General features: G+C 59.5%; 11 protein-coding genes and 5 pseudogenes. 14 read left to right on the top strand and 2 right to left on the bottom strand.

Going from position 1 to position 17,603, the window contains the following annotated elements; genetic code table 11:
• From HT737_RS06025 to HT737_RS05990, 8 genes and pseudogenes are all read left to right on the top strand, one after another.
• Nucleotides 1-184: pseudogene (locus HT737_RS06025) on the top strand (low molecular weight phosphotyrosine protein phosphatase); the annotation flags it as partial.
• A gap of 38 nt (nt 185-222) precedes the next feature.
• Nucleotides 223-2,455: pseudogene (locus tag HT737_RS06020) on the top strand (polysaccharide biosynthesis tyrosine autokinase).
• A gap of 41 nt (nt 2,456-2,496) precedes the next feature.
• Entirely contained in the window at nt 2,497-3,579 is a 1,083-nt protein-coding gene (locus tag HT737_RS06015; protein WP_182401849.1) for a glycosyltransferase, read from the top strand.
• Nucleotides 3,580-3,594: 15 nt separating this feature from the next.
• Complete coding sequence (locus HT737_RS06010) at nt 3,595-4,707, top strand: polysaccharide pyruvyl transferase family protein (RefSeq protein WP_182401847.1); 1,113 nt, start codon at nt 3,595-3,597, stop codon at nt 4,705-4,707.
• Nucleotides 4,704-5,933, top strand: a complete 1,230-nt coding sequence (locus HT737_RS06005; RefSeq protein WP_182401846.1) for a polysaccharide biosynthesis C-terminal domain-containing protein — start codon at nt 4,704-4,706, stop codon at nt 5,931-5,933. The genes HT737_RS06010 and HT737_RS06005 overlap by 4 nt, the downstream gene beginning before the upstream one ends.
• Nucleotides 5,924-7,028, top strand: a pseudogene (locus HT737_RS06000) (hypothetical protein). Before HT737_RS06005 ends, HT737_RS06000 begins: the two are co-directional and overlap by 10 nt.
• A gap of 12 nt (nt 7,029-7,040) precedes the next feature.
• Nucleotides 7,041-8,084: pseudogene (locus tag HT737_RS05995) on the top strand (acyltransferase family protein).
• 217 nt (nt 8,085-8,301) lie between these two features.
• Nucleotides 8,302-9,441 carry a GDSL-type esterase/lipase family protein gene (locus tag HT737_RS05990; RefSeq protein WP_182401843.1) on the top strand — a complete coding sequence of 380 codons (1,140 nt, stop codon included), beginning with the start codon at nt 8,302-8,304 and terminating at the stop codon, nt 9,439-9,441.
• 97 nt (nt 9,442-9,538) lie between these two features.
• Here the strand turns inward: HT737_RS05990 and HT737_RS05985 are convergent, their stop codons facing one another.
• Together HT737_RS05985 and galU are read right to left on the bottom strand one after the other, a co-directional pair.
• Entirely contained in the window at nt 9,539-9,943 is a 405-nt protein-coding gene (locus tag HT737_RS05985) for a mannose-1-phosphate guanylyltransferase (RefSeq protein ID WP_182401841.1), read from the bottom strand.
• A 37-nt stretch (nt 9,944-9,980) separates the two neighbouring features.
• The gene (gene galU / locus HT737_RS05980) at nt 9,981-10,814 is read right to left on the bottom strand and encodes a UTP--glucose-1-phosphate uridylyltransferase GalU (protein ID WP_047295217.1); all 834 of its coding nucleotides are present in this window, start codon (nt 10,812-10,814) and stop codon (nt 9,981-9,983) included.
• A 389-nt stretch (nt 10,815-11,203) separates the two neighbouring features.
• On the opposite strand from galU, the gene galE reads away from it, so the two are divergent.
• The 6 genes and pseudogenes from galE to HT737_RS05950 all read left to right on the top strand — a co-directional run bounded on the left by galE (nt 11,204) and on the right by HT737_RS05950 (nt 17,402).
• A complete protein-coding gene (gene galE, locus HT737_RS05975; protein ID WP_095668740.1) occupies nt 11,204-12,220 on the top strand; it encodes a UDP-glucose 4-epimerase GalE in 1,017 nt (338 codons plus the stop codon).
• Nucleotides 12,221-12,451: 231 nt separating this feature from the next.
• Nucleotides 12,452-12,688, top strand: coding sequence for a hypothetical protein (locus tag HT737_RS05970; RefSeq protein WP_003226528.1), 237 nt, complete (start codon nt 12,452-12,454; stop codon nt 12,686-12,688).
• Between the two features lie 144 nt (nt 12,689-12,832).
• A complete protein-coding gene (locus tag HT737_RS05965; RefSeq protein WP_095668741.1) occupies nt 12,833-13,894 on the top strand; it encodes a polysaccharide biosynthesis/export family protein in 1,062 nt (353 codons plus the stop codon).
• An 8-nt stretch (nt 13,895-13,902) separates the two neighbouring features.
• Nucleotides 13,903-14,568 (top strand): YjbF family lipoprotein, encoded by a 666-nt coding sequence (locus HT737_RS05960; RefSeq protein ID WP_095668742.1) that lies wholly within the window; start codon nt 13,903-13,905, stop codon nt 14,566-14,568.
• Nucleotides 14,565-15,326 (top strand): capsule biosynthesis GfcC family protein, encoded by a 762-nt coding sequence (locus HT737_RS05955; RefSeq protein ID WP_374011137.1) that lies wholly within the window; start codon nt 14,565-14,567, stop codon nt 15,324-15,326. Before HT737_RS05960 ends, HT737_RS05955 begins: the two co-directional genes overlap by 4 nt.
• Nucleotides 15,323-17,402: pseudogene (locus HT737_RS05950) on the top strand (YjbH domain-containing protein). Before HT737_RS05955 ends, HT737_RS05950 begins: the two are co-directional and overlap by 4 nt.
• Nucleotides 17,403-17,603: the final 201 nt, after the last annotated feature.

The raw sequence follows: 17,603 nt of genomic DNA, 5'->3' as shown, positions 1-17,603 counted from the left end.
CAAACATGTGAATCAGGTGCTGAAGATTGCTTCGCATGCCCGAGGCAAAGTGTTTCTTCTTGGCAAGTGGCAGGGCGAAAGAGAAATACAGGATCCGTATCGTCAAGGTAAGGCCGCTTTTATTCATGCCCATGCATTGATTGAAGATGCTGTTAGCTCGTGGGCGCAGCGCCTCGGACATTGATGAATATTCTTCAGATCAGTGAATGGTAAGAAAGACTTATGCAGTTACCGTCAGTAATCGCCAACCGTGATAACGATCAAGACAGTATTGATCTTCTCGGCATATTCGGCAGTTTGATCGACCAGAAATGGCTGATCGGTGCATTCACCGGTGCCTTCATGGCCGCCGGCGTTGCCTACGCGGTATTGGCGACGCCGGTGTACCTGGCGAACGCGCTGGTGCAGGTCGAGCCGAAAAAAAAAAACGACATGCTCGGCTTTTTCCGACCTCAGCAGCATGCTCGGTGGGCAATCGCCGTCGGTCACCGAAATCGGCATCATCAAATCCCGCGCGGTGATCGGCAAAACCGTCGACGACCTGCGTCTGGACATCGACGTCACCCCCAATACCTTCCCGGTCATCGGCGGTTTTCTCGCCCGGCGTTATCGCGGTGAAACCGAGTCCAGCGTGGCGCCGCCGCGGTTTGGCTTCAACAGCTACGCCTGGGGCGGCGAGCGTCTGGAATTCGCCCGGCTCGATCTGCCCAAAGAACTGTTGGGCAAGAAGCTCACCCTGATTGCTGGTGAGCAACAGCACTTTCAGTTGCTCGATGACAACGACAACCTGCTGATCGAAGGCGTCGCCGGCGAAGCCTTCGCGCAGGACGGCGTCGAGGGGGTGATCGAGCGTCTGCAAGCCAATCCGGGTGCCCGTTTTGAAGTGGTGCGCAATCCACGGATCGTGACCATTCAGGGTTACCAGGATGCGCTGGATATTTCCGAGCAAGGTAAAGAGTCGGGGATTATCCGTCTGGCGCTGGCCAGCGCCGACGCCGCCGAGGCGGTGAAGATCCTCAACAAGATTGCTGCGCTCTACGTGGATCAGAACGTACGTCGGACCTCGGCGGAAGCGGCGCAAAGCCTGGCGTTCCTGCAAAGTCAGTTGCCGCAGGTCAAGCGTGATCTGGCCAAGGCCAGCGACGCGCTGAACGCTTACCAGACCCACGGCAAGACCGTGAACATTTCCCTGGAAACCCAATCGGTGCTCGGTCAGTCCGTGGCGCTGGAAACGCGGATTTCCGAGCTGAAAATGCAGCAGGCGGAACTGGATCGCAAATTCACCAAGCAGCATCCGGCGTATCGCGCCTTGATGTCGCAGATCGGTGAGTTGACCCAGCAGCAGAAATCGCTGGAAGGCAAGGTCGGCGACCTGCCGGCGACGCAACAGGAGCTGCTCAACCTGACCCGCGATGTGGAAGTGGCTTCGCAGATCTATACGCAGTTGCTGAACAAATCCCAGGAGCTGGACATTGTTCGCGCCGGTGCGGTGGGTAACGTACGCCTGATCGACCCGGCGGATGTCGACCTGACCAGCCCGGTCAAACCGAAAAAAGCCCTGATCGTGCTGATCGCAACGTTCCTCGGCGCCTTTGTCGGCGTGGCGCTGGTGCTGTTGCGCAAATCCCTGAGCAAGGGTCTGGAAGGTCCGGAAGCCATCGAACAGCTCGGGCTGCCGGTGTACGCCTCGATTCCCTACAGCGCCTTGCAGCGCGAAGAGGACACGAAAAAGGGCCGGGCCAAAATCACCGCTGAAACACCGGCCTATCTGCTGGCGTTGCGCAACCCGACCGACCTGTCCATCGAGTCGATCCGCAGCCTGCGCACCTGCCTGCATTTCGCCGCGCTGGATTCGACCAACAACCGCATCATGATCTCCGGCCCCAGCCCGCAGGTCGGCAAGACCTTCGTCTCGTCCAACCTCGCCGCGGTCATGGCACAGAGCGGTCAGCGCGTACTGCTGATCGACGCCGACATGCGCAAGGGCCACCTGCACAAGACGCTGAATGTGCCGATCGCCAATGGCCTGTCGGATCTGCTGGTCAAGCGCTGCAGCATCGAGCAGGCGATCAACACGGTGGAAATCGACAACCTGCACTTCATCAGCCGTGGCCAGGTTCCACCGAACCCTTCCGAGCTGCTGATGCACGCCAACTTTCGCGATTTGCTCGCCGAGCTGAGTCAGCGCTACGACGTGGTGATCATCGATACGCCGCCCCTGCTGGCGGTGACCGATGCGGCGATTGTCGGGCGTGAAGCCGGCATCAGCCTGATCGTCACCCGGTTTGCGGTGAACCCGGCCAAAGAGATTGAAATGACCATCCGCCGCTTTGCGCAGAACGGCATCGAGCTCAAGGGCGCGGTGTTCAACGGCGTCGAGAAGCGCGCCGCCAGTTACTACGGCAACGGCAACTACGGTTACTACAACTACGAATACGCGTCGGACAAATCCTGAGTGTCAGCGCTTGTCCTTACATGCAAGGAAGTGGGTGGGTTGTGAAGAAAATACTGCACGTGGCTGAAACGATAAAAGGTGGGGTTGCCACCGTTATCCGCACGATATCGGCGTCGCCCGAAGGCCAGGACGCGAACTACGAATGGGTCTATCTGGTGCCGCTCGACCAGAAACAGGAGCTGCACGGCATCGATCAGCGCCAGATTCGCACGTTCGTCAGATCCGGGCGTAACGTGCCTTCGCTGCTGCGCTTTGCGTGGGAACTGGCACGGACGCTGTTCAAGGAAAAACCCGATGTGGTGCATCTGCACAGCACGTTTTCAGGGGTGATCGGCCGCTGCGTTTGTGTGCTGCTCAAGCCGTGGCGTCGGCCGAAAATCGTCTACTGCCCGCACGCGTTTTCGTTCCTGATGGAAAGCTCGCCCATCAAGCAGAAGGTCTACGCCTCGATCGAGCGCGTCTTGCAGAAAGTCACCGACGTGATCATTTGCGTCAGTCGCTACGAGATGGACAAAGCCGCGCGGTTCGGTATCGAGCGCAAGCGCATGCGCCTGATTTACAACGGCATCCCGCACAAGGATGACGCACCGAGGGCCGACAACCCCGCGCCGATTCATCTGCTGTTCGTCGGTCGCCTCGACTACCAGAAAGGCTTCGACGTATTGCTCAAAGCCTTCGCCAAGGTACAGCGCAGCGATCTGAAGCTGACGGTGGTTGGCAGTGCGGTCAACGAGGACAAGATCGAGTGCCCCGAGATGGACGCGGTCGAGTACCTGCCGTGGGTCACGCCGGCCGAAGTGCAGGCGCTGTATCAACAGGCCGACGCGCTGATCGTGCCGAGCCGCTGGGAAGGTTTCGCCATGGTGCCGCTGGAGGGCATGGCCATGGGTTTGCCGGTGATCGCCAGCAACTGCACGTCATTGCCCGAACTGGTTACCCATGAAGTGTCCGGCTACGTCTTTCCCACCGGTGACCACCAGGCGCTGGCCGATGTGCTGGCGCGAATCCAGAAGCCGCGGTTGCTCGACCTCGGCAGCGAAGGCCGGAACATCGTGCGTGAGCGCTTCAGTGCCGCGCTGATGATCCGCCAGACCTACGACGTGTATTGCGCTCCCACTTATTAAGTAGAACTCAAGCTTATGAACGTAACGATTTTGCATGGCTACAGTGCGTCCAACTCCGGTGACGGCCTGCTCGTCGATCTGGCCATCGCGTTGGTGCAGCGCAACTTTGGCGAAGACACTTCGATCAACGTCGTGGCCTCCGACCCGCAGTCTTTCGCCTACCTGCCGCACCCGCGTTTCGACGCGCCGGTGATGGCGGCCAAGGGCTTGGGGCGGGTCAAGCAGGCGGTGTTCCTCAATCAGTCGTATGCCGGGCTGGCGGATCTGTTGCGCAAGACCGATCTGATCGTCGGCGTCGGTGGCGGCTACATGCGCTCGAAAAGTGCCTTCGAACACATCAAGCTCAAACTCGGCCACGCCAAGCAACTGGAAACGGCGATCCTCAGCAAGGTGCCGTCGGTGTACCTGCCGCAAAGTATCGGCCCGTTCCATGGCGAGAGCCGCAAGATCGTCGATCACTACGCCAGCGCTGACGCGGTGTTCGTGCGCGATAACCGCTCCTCGGCAATGTTCGATGCCTGCGAAAATGTCTATCGCGCGCCGGATCTGGCAGTGCAGTCACTGGCCAGCAAGATTCTTCAGAAACCGAAGTTCACCCGCTGTGCCGCTTCGCCGGCCACCGTGTGCGTGGTGCTGCGCAAGCCGCCGGAGTGGAGCAAGGAAAAGAAAGTCGCCTACGTCGCCAACCTGAAGCTGCTGCTGCAGCGCCTGAAGAACAAAAGCAAAGTGGTTTGCGCCGTACAGAGTGCCGTTCGCGGTAACGACGACGGTGCGTTCTATCGCGAACTGGGCATCAGCGAAGAGCTGCTGTCGTTGAAGGCGACGATTGCCAAATATCAGCCGGACCTGGTGATCTCGGTGCGTCTGCACGGCGCCATCGAATCGCTGTTGTCCGGTGTCCCGGCGTACCACATCAGCTACGAGCGCAAAGGCTTTGGCGCCTATCAGGACATGGGCGTGGAAGACTGGGTGATCAATGGCGGCGACATCAATGTCGACACCATCATCGACACCGTGTACGCGCCGAACGCGCTGTCGAATTTCGGCAAGCGCCTGACCGATACTTGCCGCGAAATCGAAGCCAAGACGGTGATGATGGACGAGATCATCAAAGGCGTCGTTCGATGATATTTCGCTTGCTGCTGCGCGGCGGAGCCTTGGGCGCGAAGTTTCTGCTGGTGTTGGCCATCACCCATTACCTGGGCTACGAAGCGCTGGGGTTTTATGGCGTGGTGGTCGCCGCCTCGCTGATCGCCTCGAAGTTCTACAGCGTCGGTTTCAGTTCCGAGATCAATCGGCTGATCAGCGTCGGCGGCAGTTCACGGCGGGTGGTCGACAAAGTCCTGCTGCTGTACCTCGCGGTGGGGCTGCTGCTGTCGCTGGCAACGGTGGGGATTTACTCGTTGTTCCGGCAGGTCGAGGCGAGCACTGCGTTGATCCTTTGCGTGACGCTGGTGCTGCTGACCGAACACCTGTCCTTCGAGATCAACTCGTTCGTGTTTTCTGCGCAGAAAGCCACGGCGGGTGCGCTGCTGTTCTTCATCAAGACCGGTCTCTGGGCGCTGCTGGCGGTGGGCGCGATGATGCTCGACTGGGTGTCGGGCATCGCCAGTGTGCTGTGGTTGTGGGTGGCCGCCAACGTGCTGGTGATCGTCGCCGGTTACCTGATCGTGGTGAGCGTGCACAAGGGCCGGGTCAGCAAAGCACTGACAACCACGACCGTGTGGAAGGCCGGGTTGCCGTTTTATTTCGGCACGGGCTTGATCGCGCTGAGTCAGTGCGCCGAGCGCTTTCTGATTGCCGACCTCGAACCCTACGCCAGCCTCGGCAAATACGTGTATGCGTGGTCGGCGGCGAACACTCTGCAGGCGCTGTCTTACGCGGTGGTGGCGGTAGTCGGCATTCCGGTGCTGGCCAAACGGTTTCAGGCGGATCAACAGGCGTTCAGCATCCGGCAGTTGTTCGTCAACAAGTGGGTGATGCGCTCGTTAGTGGTGTCGGCAGCGGTGGCGGTGTTGATCTATCTGTTCTTCAACGTGGTGCTCGATTACGTCGCCAACAGCGTGCCGCGTCCGGATAACGCACTCCTCGGCGTGCTGATCTTTTCCTTTGCCCTGCGGGCCATCGGCGACATCGTCTGGGGCGGTCTGATCGCTTCGAAAAACAGTCGGGTGTCATTCGCCAGCGCGGCGATTTGTTTGCTGGTGTCGGTGCCGGTCAGTTACCTGCTGATCAAGCATTATTCGATTTATGGCGCGGCGTGGGGCAATGTCTTCGCGATCATCGTGCAGCTCGGGGTGATCGCCGTGTTGACTCGAGCGACCCGTGCCAAAGGGGCGCTGGCATGGGGTTGAAATTGCCGTGCATCGAGTTTCGCGGCCGCAAACTCGATTCCTCGCTGTCGTTCCTGATTCTGTTCACCGGGCTGTTTCTGTCGGTGGCGATGCCGCTGCTGATCCCGCGCGATCCGGGCCCGGATGCGATGACTTTATGGTCGTCCTACGCCCGCGCCGACAACTGCAATTTCTGGAACCCGTTCTCGCCGGATCGCTCCTCCTACGAGTGTTCGGCGTTCCTGCTGCGGCCCACCGGGATCAACCTGACCAACGCCTGGGCCTACGGGATGTTCTGCAACTTCTTCCTCACGGCGATCCCGGTGGTGGTGTTTCGGCGCATGCCGCTGGCGATCTTCGGCACCCTGTGCCTGTGGGGTGTGGTGCGTTCGTTTTTTCTGGAAAACCTGACCAAGGAAATCATCGTCTCGGTGGCGGTGCTGAGCATTTTGTTCAGCGCATTGACGCGCAAATACCGCGGCGGTTTTTTTCTCTCGGCGGTGATCTATGGCGTGCTGATCCGGCCTTACTGGATTCTGTTTTCGCTGTCGTGGGTCGGCGTTTGCGTGATGAAAAAGTACGTGTCGCGCTTCACCTTCTTCCTGATGCTGTTCCTGTTTTACCTGGCGGTGGCCATGGCGATTCAGCTGGCGCTGGGCTTTCCGGTGTCGTCGATTCGCGCCAGCAACAACGAGTTGCGCACGGGCGGGGGAGGAGGGGTCGAAATCGCTGATCGTCTCGTGGCTCAGTGGCAGCGACTTCGTCTCGCAGGCGCTGGACTCGATGATCATTTTCTTCCGGTTGTCGTTCCCGGTGGAGCTGATTCTGTTGTCCGGGCCGGGTCAGGTGATCTTCGTCGCGCTGATGATCATGACCGCGCTGCTGCTGTTCAAAGTCATCACCTCCACCGATTACAAAGGTGCGCCGATCGAGACCAAACCCAAGGAACTGATCGCGATCCCGCTGGCGTTTCTGTTGGTGCAAGGCTTGTTCGAGCCGGACTTCGGCTCCTTTGCCCGACACTTTTCCATGGTGGTGCCGGTGCTGTTTGTCGGCCTGGGCCTGATGTTGCGTGCGAACAAACCGGTGCGGGTTGAGTCACGCGTTCTGAATTGAGGCAGGTGCTGTATGTCGAGCAAGAAAAAGTCCCTGGAAATCGAAACCCTGCGTGGTCTGGCGTGCCTGCTGCTGGTGCTCTACCACGTCATCGGCCCGTTGGGCGGAGGGCTGAAAATCGATCTCGCTCGCCGTTCCGGGTGATCGCCGACTCGATGGTGTATGTGCGCATGCCGCTGTTCACCTTTATTTCCGGCTACATCTATTCGATCTACAAAATCCGTGGCAATGACTTTTCCGCATTCTTCAGCGGCAAGGTGCGACGGTTGATCGTGCCGCTGTTTTGCGTCGGTGTGCCGTTCTCGGTGTTGCAGGCGGTGGGGCCGGGGGTGAACAAGGACGTCGGGGTGATCGATGCGTTGTTGTCGTTCTGGGTGCCGGTCAATCACTTCTGGTTCCTGCAGGCGGTGTTCATCATTTTCATGTTCGTCGGCCTGCTGGAATGGCGTGGGATGCTGCGTTCGATGACCCGCTTGTACCTGCTGTTCGCCTTCGCTGCGGCGCTGTTTCTGCTGCCACCGTTCAAGCTCGATGCGTTCGGCATCAACGGTGCGATTTACCTGCTGCCGTTTTTTGTGGCGGGGATGATCGGCCAGGAAAATGTCGAGGCGTTGAAGCAACGGTTCAAGGTGATCGGGCCGCTGGTGTTTGTGTTGATTTCGTTGACGCTGCTTTACGTGGCGGCGATTGATCGTGAGTTGATTGTCGACCGCCGTAGCCTGATTGGCTTGACCGTGGGTTGCGTGTCCTGCATTGCTTTGCTGTCGAGTGACATGCGCTCGAAGTGGCTGACCTGGCTGGGCGGCTACTCTTACGCGATCTTCCTGTTCCATGTGCTGTTTGCGGCGACTTCGCGGTTTGTCATGGGGCGGCTGGGGGTAAAAAGACGAAAGCATTCTGGTGTTCAGTGGCCTGCTGTTCGGTCTGTTGGGGCCGGTGGTGCTGTCGATGATTTTCAGTCGCTTCAATGTCACTTCGGTGCTGTTTCTCGGGGAGCGTGCGGCGAAGAAAAAACCGGCGGCGGGTATTGCTCCGGTGGTGCCGGCCAGTAGCTGAAAAGCTTCGCGAGCAGGCTCGCTCCCACAGGGTTCAACGGAGGACACAAGACCTCTGTAGGAGCTGCGGCACGCTGCGATCTTTTGAGGTTGAAGATCAAAAGATCGCAGCCTCGTTTCACTCGACAGCTCCTACAGAGAATTGGTGTATGACGCCGATCCAATGTGGGAGCGAGCTTGCTCGCGAAGGGGCCATTCCAGACTGAAGGAAATAATGCATGTTGGCAGTAAATGACGCTCAGCCGGTCGCTGCGTCCGTAATCGAAGTGGGCGATGCCCGCGAGCGCTTTGCGCAGTGGCGCGAAGGCAAGGCCGGGAAGGTGTTGTCGGTCTCGGTAATTGGCGACAGCTACAGCGCCGGTCAGGATTTTTACTTGAACAAACTGGTGCAGCGCGTGGCCGGCGAGGTCGGATTTGCCGGCCCCGGTTATGTCGGTTTCAACCATGGCGCGGCGCTGGGCGGCACGCATTTCAAATACACCCGCAGCAGTGAAAAGTACTTCGGTGGTGGCTGGCAAGTGTCCGGCCTCGGCCAGGCCAGCCCCGACAGCCGCACGGTGACCGGCAAGCCCGGCGCCTGGCTGCAAATCGATGCCAGCCCGACACCCGCCATCGACACCCAAGTCACCCAGGCGAAATTGCTCTACCTGGGCAACGGCGAGCCGAGTGAGCTGCGTTACCGCTGGACGCCCGCACAAGCCTGGCAACCCTTGAAACTTGAAGGTTCAGGGGTCCATGAAGTGCCGTTGCCAGGTCTTTCGGCAGCCGCAGACTGGTCGTTCAAACTGGAAGTGGTGAAGGGCGCACCGACCTTGTTTGGCCTGTGGCTGAGCAACGAGCAGAACGGCGTGCGGGTCTCGAAACTGGCGGCCTCGGGCGCGGCCTCAGCGGACTTCTATCACCGCGATCCGCAATGGCAAGTGCAGTGGAAAGCCGCCGTGTCGAAGATCCCCGCCGACATTTACCTGATCATGCTCGGCGGCAACGACCAGGGTTTCGGGGTCAAACCCGAACAGTACCTGCACAACGTTCAAGGGTTGGTGGCGATGATCCGCGAGATCCAGCCGGCGGCGAGCATCAACCTGATCATGCGTCAGGACACCACGCGGTCCAGTGCCTACCCGATGTCGGCGTATGCGCAGGTCTTGCAGCCGTGGGCGCATGAGCAGCAGTTGGGCTTTGCCAATCTGCAATGCGCGTTCGGCCCTGACGTCAAACGCTATGCAGCGGCGATGATCGGGCCGGACAAGATTCATCCGCAGCCCGCGACGGGTGGGAAAGTGATTGCCGACTACTTCTATCGCTGGATCGTCAGTGGCATCAACGCAGACAGTTGCGACCCAACGAAACCCCTGTAGGAGCTGCCGAAGGTGCGATCTTTTTGATCTTTGATCTTTAAAAAAACAAAAGTCAAAAAGATCGCAGCCTTCGGCAGCTCCTACAGGGGGAGTGTTTTTATTTGAAGTGATCTATCTGGCTCAGGAGCTCCGCAGTCTTCTGCGGCATCAGTTGCGTCGCACACCGTGTCTCGACATTGATGATGATCGCCGGCTCGTTGCAGCACAGGCGTACGCGGAAGCGCCAGTCGCTGAAGATCACTTTCAGGCCATCACGATCGTCCATTTCCAGCGCCTGCTCGGCATACAGGTGTTTCAGATGGGCGAGCAGAGGATAGGGATCGGCCAGCGGCCGGCGAATGTCGCCGGACGCCGGAAACATGCCGATGCGTTCCACCAGCAGGATGCTGCCCAGCCACGACTCGTTGGCGCTGGGCAACGGCTGATGCCGTGACAGCCGGCTCACCGCCCCGAGGTTGCCCACCTCCCGTTCAATCTCTGCTGCATGCTGTGCCATGTTCATGGTTGCCTCCTGAAAAGAGAAGTGGGCGGGGGCTGTCTCAGCGGCCCTTGAGGTAGACGTTGTCGTAGCAGAAGTTGGTCGCCTGCAGGTAACCCTCGGCGTCGCCGCAGTCAAAGCGCAGGCCCTTGAACTTGTAAGCCAGCACGCAACCGTTCTGTGCCTGTTTCATCAGCGCGTCGGTGATCTGGATCTCGCCGCCCTTGCCCGGTTGGGTGTCGGCGATCAGGTCGAAGATGTCCGGGGTGAGGATGTAGCGGCCGATGATCGCCAGGTTCGACGGCGCGTCCTGCGGCGCCGGTTTTTCCACCATGTTATTGACCCGGTAGATGCCCTCGGACATCAGCTCGCCGGCGATCACCCCGTACTTGTGGGTCTGGTCGGCCGGGACTTCCTGGATGGCGACGATCGAGCAGCGGAATTTCTTGTACAGCTGGATCATCTGCGAGAGCACGCCGTCACCGTCCAGGTTCAGGCACAGGTCATCGGCCAACACCACGGCGAAGGGCTCATCACCGATCAACGGACGGCCGCTGAGAATCGCGTGACCGAGGCCCTTCATTTCCACCTGACGGGTGTAGGAGAAGGTGCAGGTGTCGATCAGCTCGCGGGTGCCGGCGAGGAATTTCTCTTTCTCGGTGCCGCGGATCTGGTGTTCGAGTTCGTAGCTGATGTCGAAGTGGTCTTCCAGCGCACGCTTGCCCCGACCAGTGACGATGGCCATGTGTTGCAGGCCGGCGTCCCGTGCTTCTTCAACGGCGTATTCGATCAACGGCTTGTTGACGATCGGCAGCATCTCTTTCGGCATGGCTTTGGTCGCCGGCAAGAAACGCGTGCCATAACCGGCAGCGGGGAACAAACATTTACGAATCATAAAAGTATCCTGGACAGTCATGGAACACAGGCAACGGATGCGCGCACTTAGGAACGCGCACAAGTTTCAATGATTATTGAACGAGTACTTTAATACCTGAGTCAGGTTGTTAATGGCAATTAGTGCGGAGGGTAAAACCTGACAATGTTATGAGATGTCGGTTATAGCGTTATTGGTTATTTTTAGTCGGTATCTGTTGATAGTGATGAGTGCACTCGGGGTGCTAATAAGTACCGGGCAATACAGTTTGACCTGCAAAAATATTTATTGCCAGTGGTTGAACTAATTTTGTTTAAGGCTGTTGTCGTCCTTATTTGTGTGGTGCGCCACAGATTCAATGAAAGGGACTTGACAGGCTACTTGTCACTTATCCAATGACGGACCGCGCTATGAAGATTCTGGTAACGGGTGGCGCCGGCTATATCGGCTCGCACACCACACTTGCGCTGCTTGAAGCAGGTTATGAAGTTGTTGTACTGGATAATCTTTGCAACAGCAGCGATGCGGCACTGCATGCGATAGAAGGTATTTGCGGCAAAAGCGCGCTGATGATTCGCGGCGATGTCTGCGACCGGCCGTTGCTCGACCGGATTTTCCAAGAGCATGCGATCGATGCGGTGCTGCATTTTGCCGGGCTCAAGGCCGTCGGCGAGAGTGTGCGCAAGCCGCTGGATTATTACGAGAACAACGTCGGCGGCAGCATCACGCTGTGTCAGGCGATGGCCGCGGCCGGGGTGTTCCGGCTGGTGTTCAGCTCGTCGGCCACGGTGTACGGCGAGCCTGAGCAGATGCCGATCCGCGAGGATTTCCCCACCGGTATTCCGACCAATCCTTACGGCCAGTCCAAGCTGATCGTCGAGAACGTGCTGCGCGACCTGAGCCAGGCCGAGCCGCGCTGGAGCATCGCCTTGCTGCGTTACTTCAACCCGATCGGTGCGCATCACAGCGGGCATATGGGCGAAGACCCCAGCGGCATCCCCAACAACCTGCTGCCCTACATCAGCCAGGTCGCGGTTGGCAGCCTGCAGGAACTATCGATTTTCGGCGACGATTACCCGACCATCGACGGCACCGGGGTTCGCGATTACATCCATGTCGTCGACCTCGCCGATGGCCATCTCAAAGCCCTGCAATCGATTGCCGATCGTCCGGGCATTCACACCTGGAACCTCGGCACCGGCGACGGCTACAGCGTGATGCAAGTGTTGCATGCCTTCGAACAAGCCAGCGGGCGTCCGGTGCCATACCGAGTGATGCCGCGGCGCAGCGGCGATATTGCCGAGAGTTGGGCCGACGCCTCCAAGGCCGCAAGAGAACTTGGCTGGAAAGCCACGCGCAGTTTGCAGGACATGGTCACCGACACCTGGCGCTGGCAATCGAATCATCCACGCGGTTATCTCGAATGATGTCGTTCTAATACTGAATGTTAGTTTCGGTCAGCTGTTAGATATCGTCGGGAAAATACGCTGGAAATGCCTTTTGCAAGTCCGTAGATATAAACCTGCCGTTCGACTTTTATCAGTTGGGTAAGACTGTGAAAGAACGACGGATCTTGTTCGCGATTTTCGCGAACTTGAACGCTACCACCGCTAACTCAGGCCGGTTTTTAACAGGCCGAATGTTAGAAAGGAGTTGATATGAAAAAAGTGATGGCGATTGCCCTGTTGACGATGTTGAGCAACTGGGCGTCCGCTGCTGAAGCGCCGCTTACTGCGGTGACCAATGTATCTGGCAGTGTCGCGGCTTCTACAGCGCCTGCTGCCAGTACTGCAATGGTTGCCAGTGCAGTCGCGGCGTCCAACAGCGGCGGAAGTGCCAACGGCGGTACCACGGGCACCACCGGTACTACCGGCACCACTGGCACGCACAACTAACAGGAACATTTGTTAGTGCAGTACAGGGTCGCCCGACGCAAGTCGGGTGACTTTATTTTTAGATTCGCCCTTGAATAGCGTAGTGCCATTATGACTCGTAGTTTTTCTCTTTTGCTGTTGGCAAGTATCGCTTTGCAAGGTTGCATGTTTTCCCCCGGCCAATACCTGAGCACCGGCGACATCACGCGCCAAGGCGCCAGCGAAAGCAGTCGGGTCGAGCTGATTCCGATCACGCCCAAGCTGATCTCGATGACCCGCGCCACGCAAAAGCGTGAGTCGGTGCCGGCGGAACTGTTGGCAACGCCGGCGGAATACCGCATTGGCAGCAACGATGTGTTGTACATCACGGTCTGGGATCACCCGGAGCTGACCGCGCCATCGGGGGCACAACAGCAGATCGACGCCAACGGTCGACTGGTGCGCTCCGATGGCACGCTGTACTACCCGTTCATCAAGGAAGTGCAGGCGGCCGGCAAGACCATTCAACAGCTGCGCTCGGACATCGAATCCCGCCTGTCGGCGTTCATCGCCGAGCCGCAAGTGGATGTCGCGGTGCTGCGTTTCGCCAGTCAGAAAGTGGTGGTTTCGGGCGCCGTGGCGAAGGCCGGTCCGCAGCCAATTTCCACCAACCCGCTGAGCGTGGTCGAAGCCCTCGGTACGGCCGGCATCGACACCAACAACGCCGATCTGTCGGGCCTGCTGCTGACGCGCAATGGCCGGGTGTATCCGCTCAATCTCGACTCGCTGAACCAGCAGGACTCCGAGTTGCAGCACGTCTTCCTCAAGGGCGGCGATCAGTTGTATCTGCCGTACAACGACAACAAGCGCATCTACGTCATGGGTGAAGTCAACCAGCCCCGCGCGCTGAGCTTCAAGACCGCGACGATGAACCTCTCCGATGTGCTTGGCTCGGTCGGCGGCTTGAGCCAGACCACCTCCAATGGCAACGCGGTGTATGTGATTCGCGGGGTGGAAAACCTCGATGTCGAGCCGGCGAAGATCTATCAACTGGAAGCTCAGTCGCCGACCTCAATGGCACTCGCTTCGCATTTTGAAGTGCGTCCGCAGGATGTGGTGTACGTCGGCCCGGCCAACGTCACGCGCTGGAACCGCTTCATCAGCCAACTGGTGCCGTCGGCATCGATCGTCGGGACCGGGGCTTCCGCTGCGAAGAACTGGAGCGAATACAGTAACAACAGCAAATAAGGCCGACCGTGAAAACCTTGAAAGTGGGCGTCTGCCTGATGGCGGCCTTGATGTTGTGTGGCTGTAACCCGCTGATGACCGCCTCGGTACGCAACCTCAAGTCGGCGGTACTCGGCCCGGACGAGCTGGACGTGAGTGCGGCCCAGGTGGCCGAGGTCAAGTACCCGCAAATCAAACTGACCACGCCGTCCGGCTCCGGGGTACTGGCGCTGGTGCGCGAGCGTGAAGACCTGCAGTTCTGGGTCGCCTCCGGCAAACAGGTGTTGCTGCTGCGTGACGGCCTCGCCGTGCGCACCATCGGCCTCGGCGTCGAGGGCGACCTGGACGGCACGCGACTGGCCGACAACGCGCCGTTCAAACGTGGCCTGCATCAGGTCGCCGACGGCTTCACCAGTCAGCGCTGGATCGACCTGTACAAGGGCCAGGAAGTCGGCTTGATCGTCAACAGCCGGTTCTCTCGCCGATCCACGCAAACCCTGCACATTCTCGACAAGGAATACACCGTGCTGCGTGTCGACGAACGCATCGACGTCCCGGCCATCGGCCTGCGCGCGACCAACCATTACTGGGTCGATCCGCTGGACGGTTTCATCCTGCAGAGCGAGCAGCAACTGACCACGCAACTGCGCGTGCGCATCGTGCAACTGACCCCTGATCGCAGGCATCTGCCGTGAAGCGCTTACGGATGTTATCGGCAGGTTTGTTGTTGCTCAGCGACGTCAGTCAGGCAGCGGTCACGGTCAGTGGCGATGTTGCCAATCCGGGGCCGGTGGAATTGCCGCCGGGCGGGCGCTTGCTCGACGTGATCAGCGTGGCGGTGCCGAATGCCGAAGGTTACTGGCTGGCCGGCGTGTTGCTGCGCCAGTCGTTGCTGGAACAGCAGGCGCGGCTCAAGGCCGGAGTGTTGTTCGATCTCGATGTCTTGCAGCGCATGGCCTCGTTGTTTGATCGACCGAGCCGCGCGGCACTGGCGCTGCGCCTGGCCGAGCAGGTGCGGCAGATGCCGGTCACCGGGCGCCAGGTCGCAGACCTCGACCCGGTCGCAGTGGAAGTCGGTTTCGCGCGCAACATGCGTCTCGACGATGGCGATCGTCTGATCTACCCGAAACGGGTCGACGAGGTGCAAGTGCTGGGCGCGGTTGCCGAGACCTGCCACTTGCCTTATCAGCCTCTGCTGGAGGCGCGCGAGTACCTGGAAAGCTGCACGCCGCTGGACGATGCCGAGGCTGATTACTTGTGGCTGATTCAGCCCAATGGTGCGGTCCGGCGCGTGGGCATTGCGCATTGGAATCGCGAGAGCGGGCAGTTTCCCGTGGCCGGCAGCAAGATTCTGGTGCCGGTGAAAAACGATGATCTGGATCCGCCTGTTCCTGAACTGAATCAGCAGTTGGCCGAATTGATTGCCACGCAGCTGGCTGAGGTGGTTCGTTGAAGTTACGTGTTGCAGCTGTGTTGTTATTGCCGTGCGGCCTGGTGCATGCCGAGCCGCGTATTACTCAAAATGATTTCGGTGGCACCGGTCTGTTGCAGACCCCGACCGCGCGCATGGCCCCGGCCGGCGAACTGAGCGTCAATGCCAACCGCACCGAGCCTTACAGCCGCTACAGCGTGTCGTTGCAGCCACTGGACTGGCTCGAAGGTTCGTTCCGTTACACCGCGATCACCAACCGGCCGTACGGCTCCGAGGCGCTGAGTGGCAGCCAGAGCTACAAGGACAAGGCGGTCGACGCCAAGGTTCGGTTGTGGCAGGAAAGCCACTGGGCGCCGGAAGTCGCGCTGGGCTTCCGAGACATTGGCGGTACGGGTCTGTTCTCCAGCGAATTTTTTGTCGCCAACAAACGTTTCGACAATTTCGATTTCAGCGCCGGCATTGCCTGGGGTTATCTGGGTAATCGCGGCGACCTCGACAACCCGCTGGGCTACGTCAGTGATCGCTTCGATACCCGACCGGCTCTCGAAGGTACCGGTGACGTCAACTCCGGCTCGTACTTTCGCGGTCGGCCGTCGTTCTTCGGAGGCGTGAGCTACCAGACGCCGTGGGATCGACTCAGCCTGAAACTCGAATACGAAGGCAACGACTACAAGCACGAGCCGAAGGACAACGTGATCAAGCAAGATTCGCCGATCAACTTCGGCGCGGTGTTCAAGGTGGCCGATTCGGTGGATGTCAGTGCGGCGTGGGAGCGCGGCAATACGGCGATGTTCGGCATCACGTTCCACACCAATTTCGTCAGCCGCAAAGCGCCGGCCAAGACCTACGATCCGACGCCGGAACCGCTGCCGGCGAAGATGCCGAGCACGCCGATGGAACAGGTCAACTGGGCCGACGTGTCGCAACGTTTGCAGCAGAATGCCGGGTACAAGGTCGAGCGCATCAGTCAGCGTGATTCCGAGCTGATCGTGTACGGCGAGCAGCAGCGCTACTTCCATTCGTCCAAGGCTGTTGGCCGCGCGAGCCGGATTCTCGACAACAGTGTGAACGACGACATCAACTGGTTCACCGTGGTCAACAAGCGCTACGACCTGCCGCTGGAAGAGACCAGCGTGCCGCGCCAGACCTTCCGCGAAGTGATCAACAACGAGGAACCGCTGGAGTCGCTGCACCGCACCACCGAGATCAACCCGGCGATGCCGCACAACGAGAAAACCCTCTATAGCGAAGCGCCGCAGCACTTCAATTACGGCGTCGGCCTGGGCTTCAAGCAGAACGTCGGCGGCCCGGATGGCTTGCTCTATCAATTCAGTGCCGACGCGGACGCGGAGTACCGCTTCAACCGCAATACCTGGTGGAACGGCCTGCTCAGCGCCAACCTGATGAACAACTTCGACAAGTTCACCTACGACGCGCCGAGCGGCCTGCCGCGGGTGCGTACCGATTTGCGTCAGTACCTGACCACCTCGGAAGTGACCATGCCGTTGTTCCAGGTCAGCCATGCCGAGCAGTTGGACAAAGACCTGTATGGCATGGTCTACGGCGGTTATCTGGAGTCGATGTTTGCCGGTGTCGGCGCTGAGGTGCTGTTCCGGCCGACCGGTGAGCGCTGGTCGGTGGGGGCGGATCTGAACTATGTGCGCCAGCGCGAGTTCGACCAGGGTTTTGGCCTGCGCGACTACTCGATCTGGACCGGGCACATCACTGGCTATACCGACTTACCGTACGACACGCTGGCTGCGGTCAGCGTCGGTCGTTATCTGGCTGGCGACTGGGGCGGTACGCTGGACATCTCTCGCGAGTTTTTTCAACGGTGTGCGTTTCGGCGCTTGGGCGACGATCACCACGGCTGGCAGTGCCGAGTACGGGGAGGGTAGTTTCGACAAGGGCATCTACCTGTCGATCCCGTTCGACGAAATGATGAGCATGTCGACCATGCGCCGCGCCAATCTGGTCTGGGCCCCGCTGACCCGTGACGGCGGCGCCAGGCTCAATCGCAGCTTCCAGCTGCACTCGATGACCGATAGCCGCGAGGGTGACATGTTCTATCGCAACTTCTCGAAGATTACCGAGTAAACCCGGAGTCTTCTTGGGACCTGTGGGAGCGGGATGAACTGGATATCCCGATCCACCCCCGATCCCTGTGGGAGCGAGCCTGCTCGCGAAGGCGCCAGTCCATTCAAAACCCATATTGCCTGACCCACCGCTATCGCTTGCAGGCAAGCTCCCACAGTGATTTTGTGGTGTGCCCGATTTGAGTGAACACCGCCGGACCCC

The organism is Pseudomonas sp. MD195_PC81_125 (assembly GCF_014060985.1).
Classification (GTDB): domain Bacteria; phylum Pseudomonadota; class Gammaproteobacteria; order Pseudomonadales; family Pseudomonadaceae; genus Aquipseudomonas; species Aquipseudomonas parakoreensis.
The sequence above is the reverse complement of the archived record's forward strand: the minus strand, read 5'-3'. Positions and strand labels throughout refer to the sequence as shown.

Coding starts and splice junctions, on each gene's coding strand:
- HT737_RS05965 (WP_095668741.1), top strand. CDS start 12,833: ATGTTTTCCCCCGGCCAATACCTGAGCACCGGCGACATCACGCGCCAA.
- HT737_RS06005 (WP_182401846.1), top strand. CDS start 4,704: ATGATATTTCGCTTGCTGCTGCGCGGCGGAGCCTTGGGCGCGAAGTTT.
- HT737_RS05985 (WP_182401841.1), bottom strand. CDS start 9,943: ATGAACATGGCACAGCATGCAGCAGAGATTGAACGGGAGGTGGGCAAC.
- galE (WP_095668740.1), top strand. CDS start 11,204: ATGAAGATTCTGGTAACGGGTGGCGCCGGCTATATCGGCTCGCACACC.
- HT737_RS05990 (WP_182401843.1), top strand. CDS start 8,302: ATGTTGGCAGTAAATGACGCTCAGCCGGTCGCTGCGTCCGTAATCGAA.
- galU (WP_047295217.1), bottom strand. CDS start 10,814: ATGATTCGTAAATGTTTGTTCCCCGCTGCCGGTTATGGCACGCGTTTC.
- HT737_RS06010 (WP_182401847.1), top strand. CDS start 3,595: ATGAACGTAACGATTTTGCATGGCTACAGTGCGTCCAACTCCGGTGAC.
- HT737_RS05970 (WP_003226528.1), top strand. CDS start 12,452: ATGAAAAAAGTGATGGCGATTGCCCTGTTGACGATGTTGAGCAACTGG.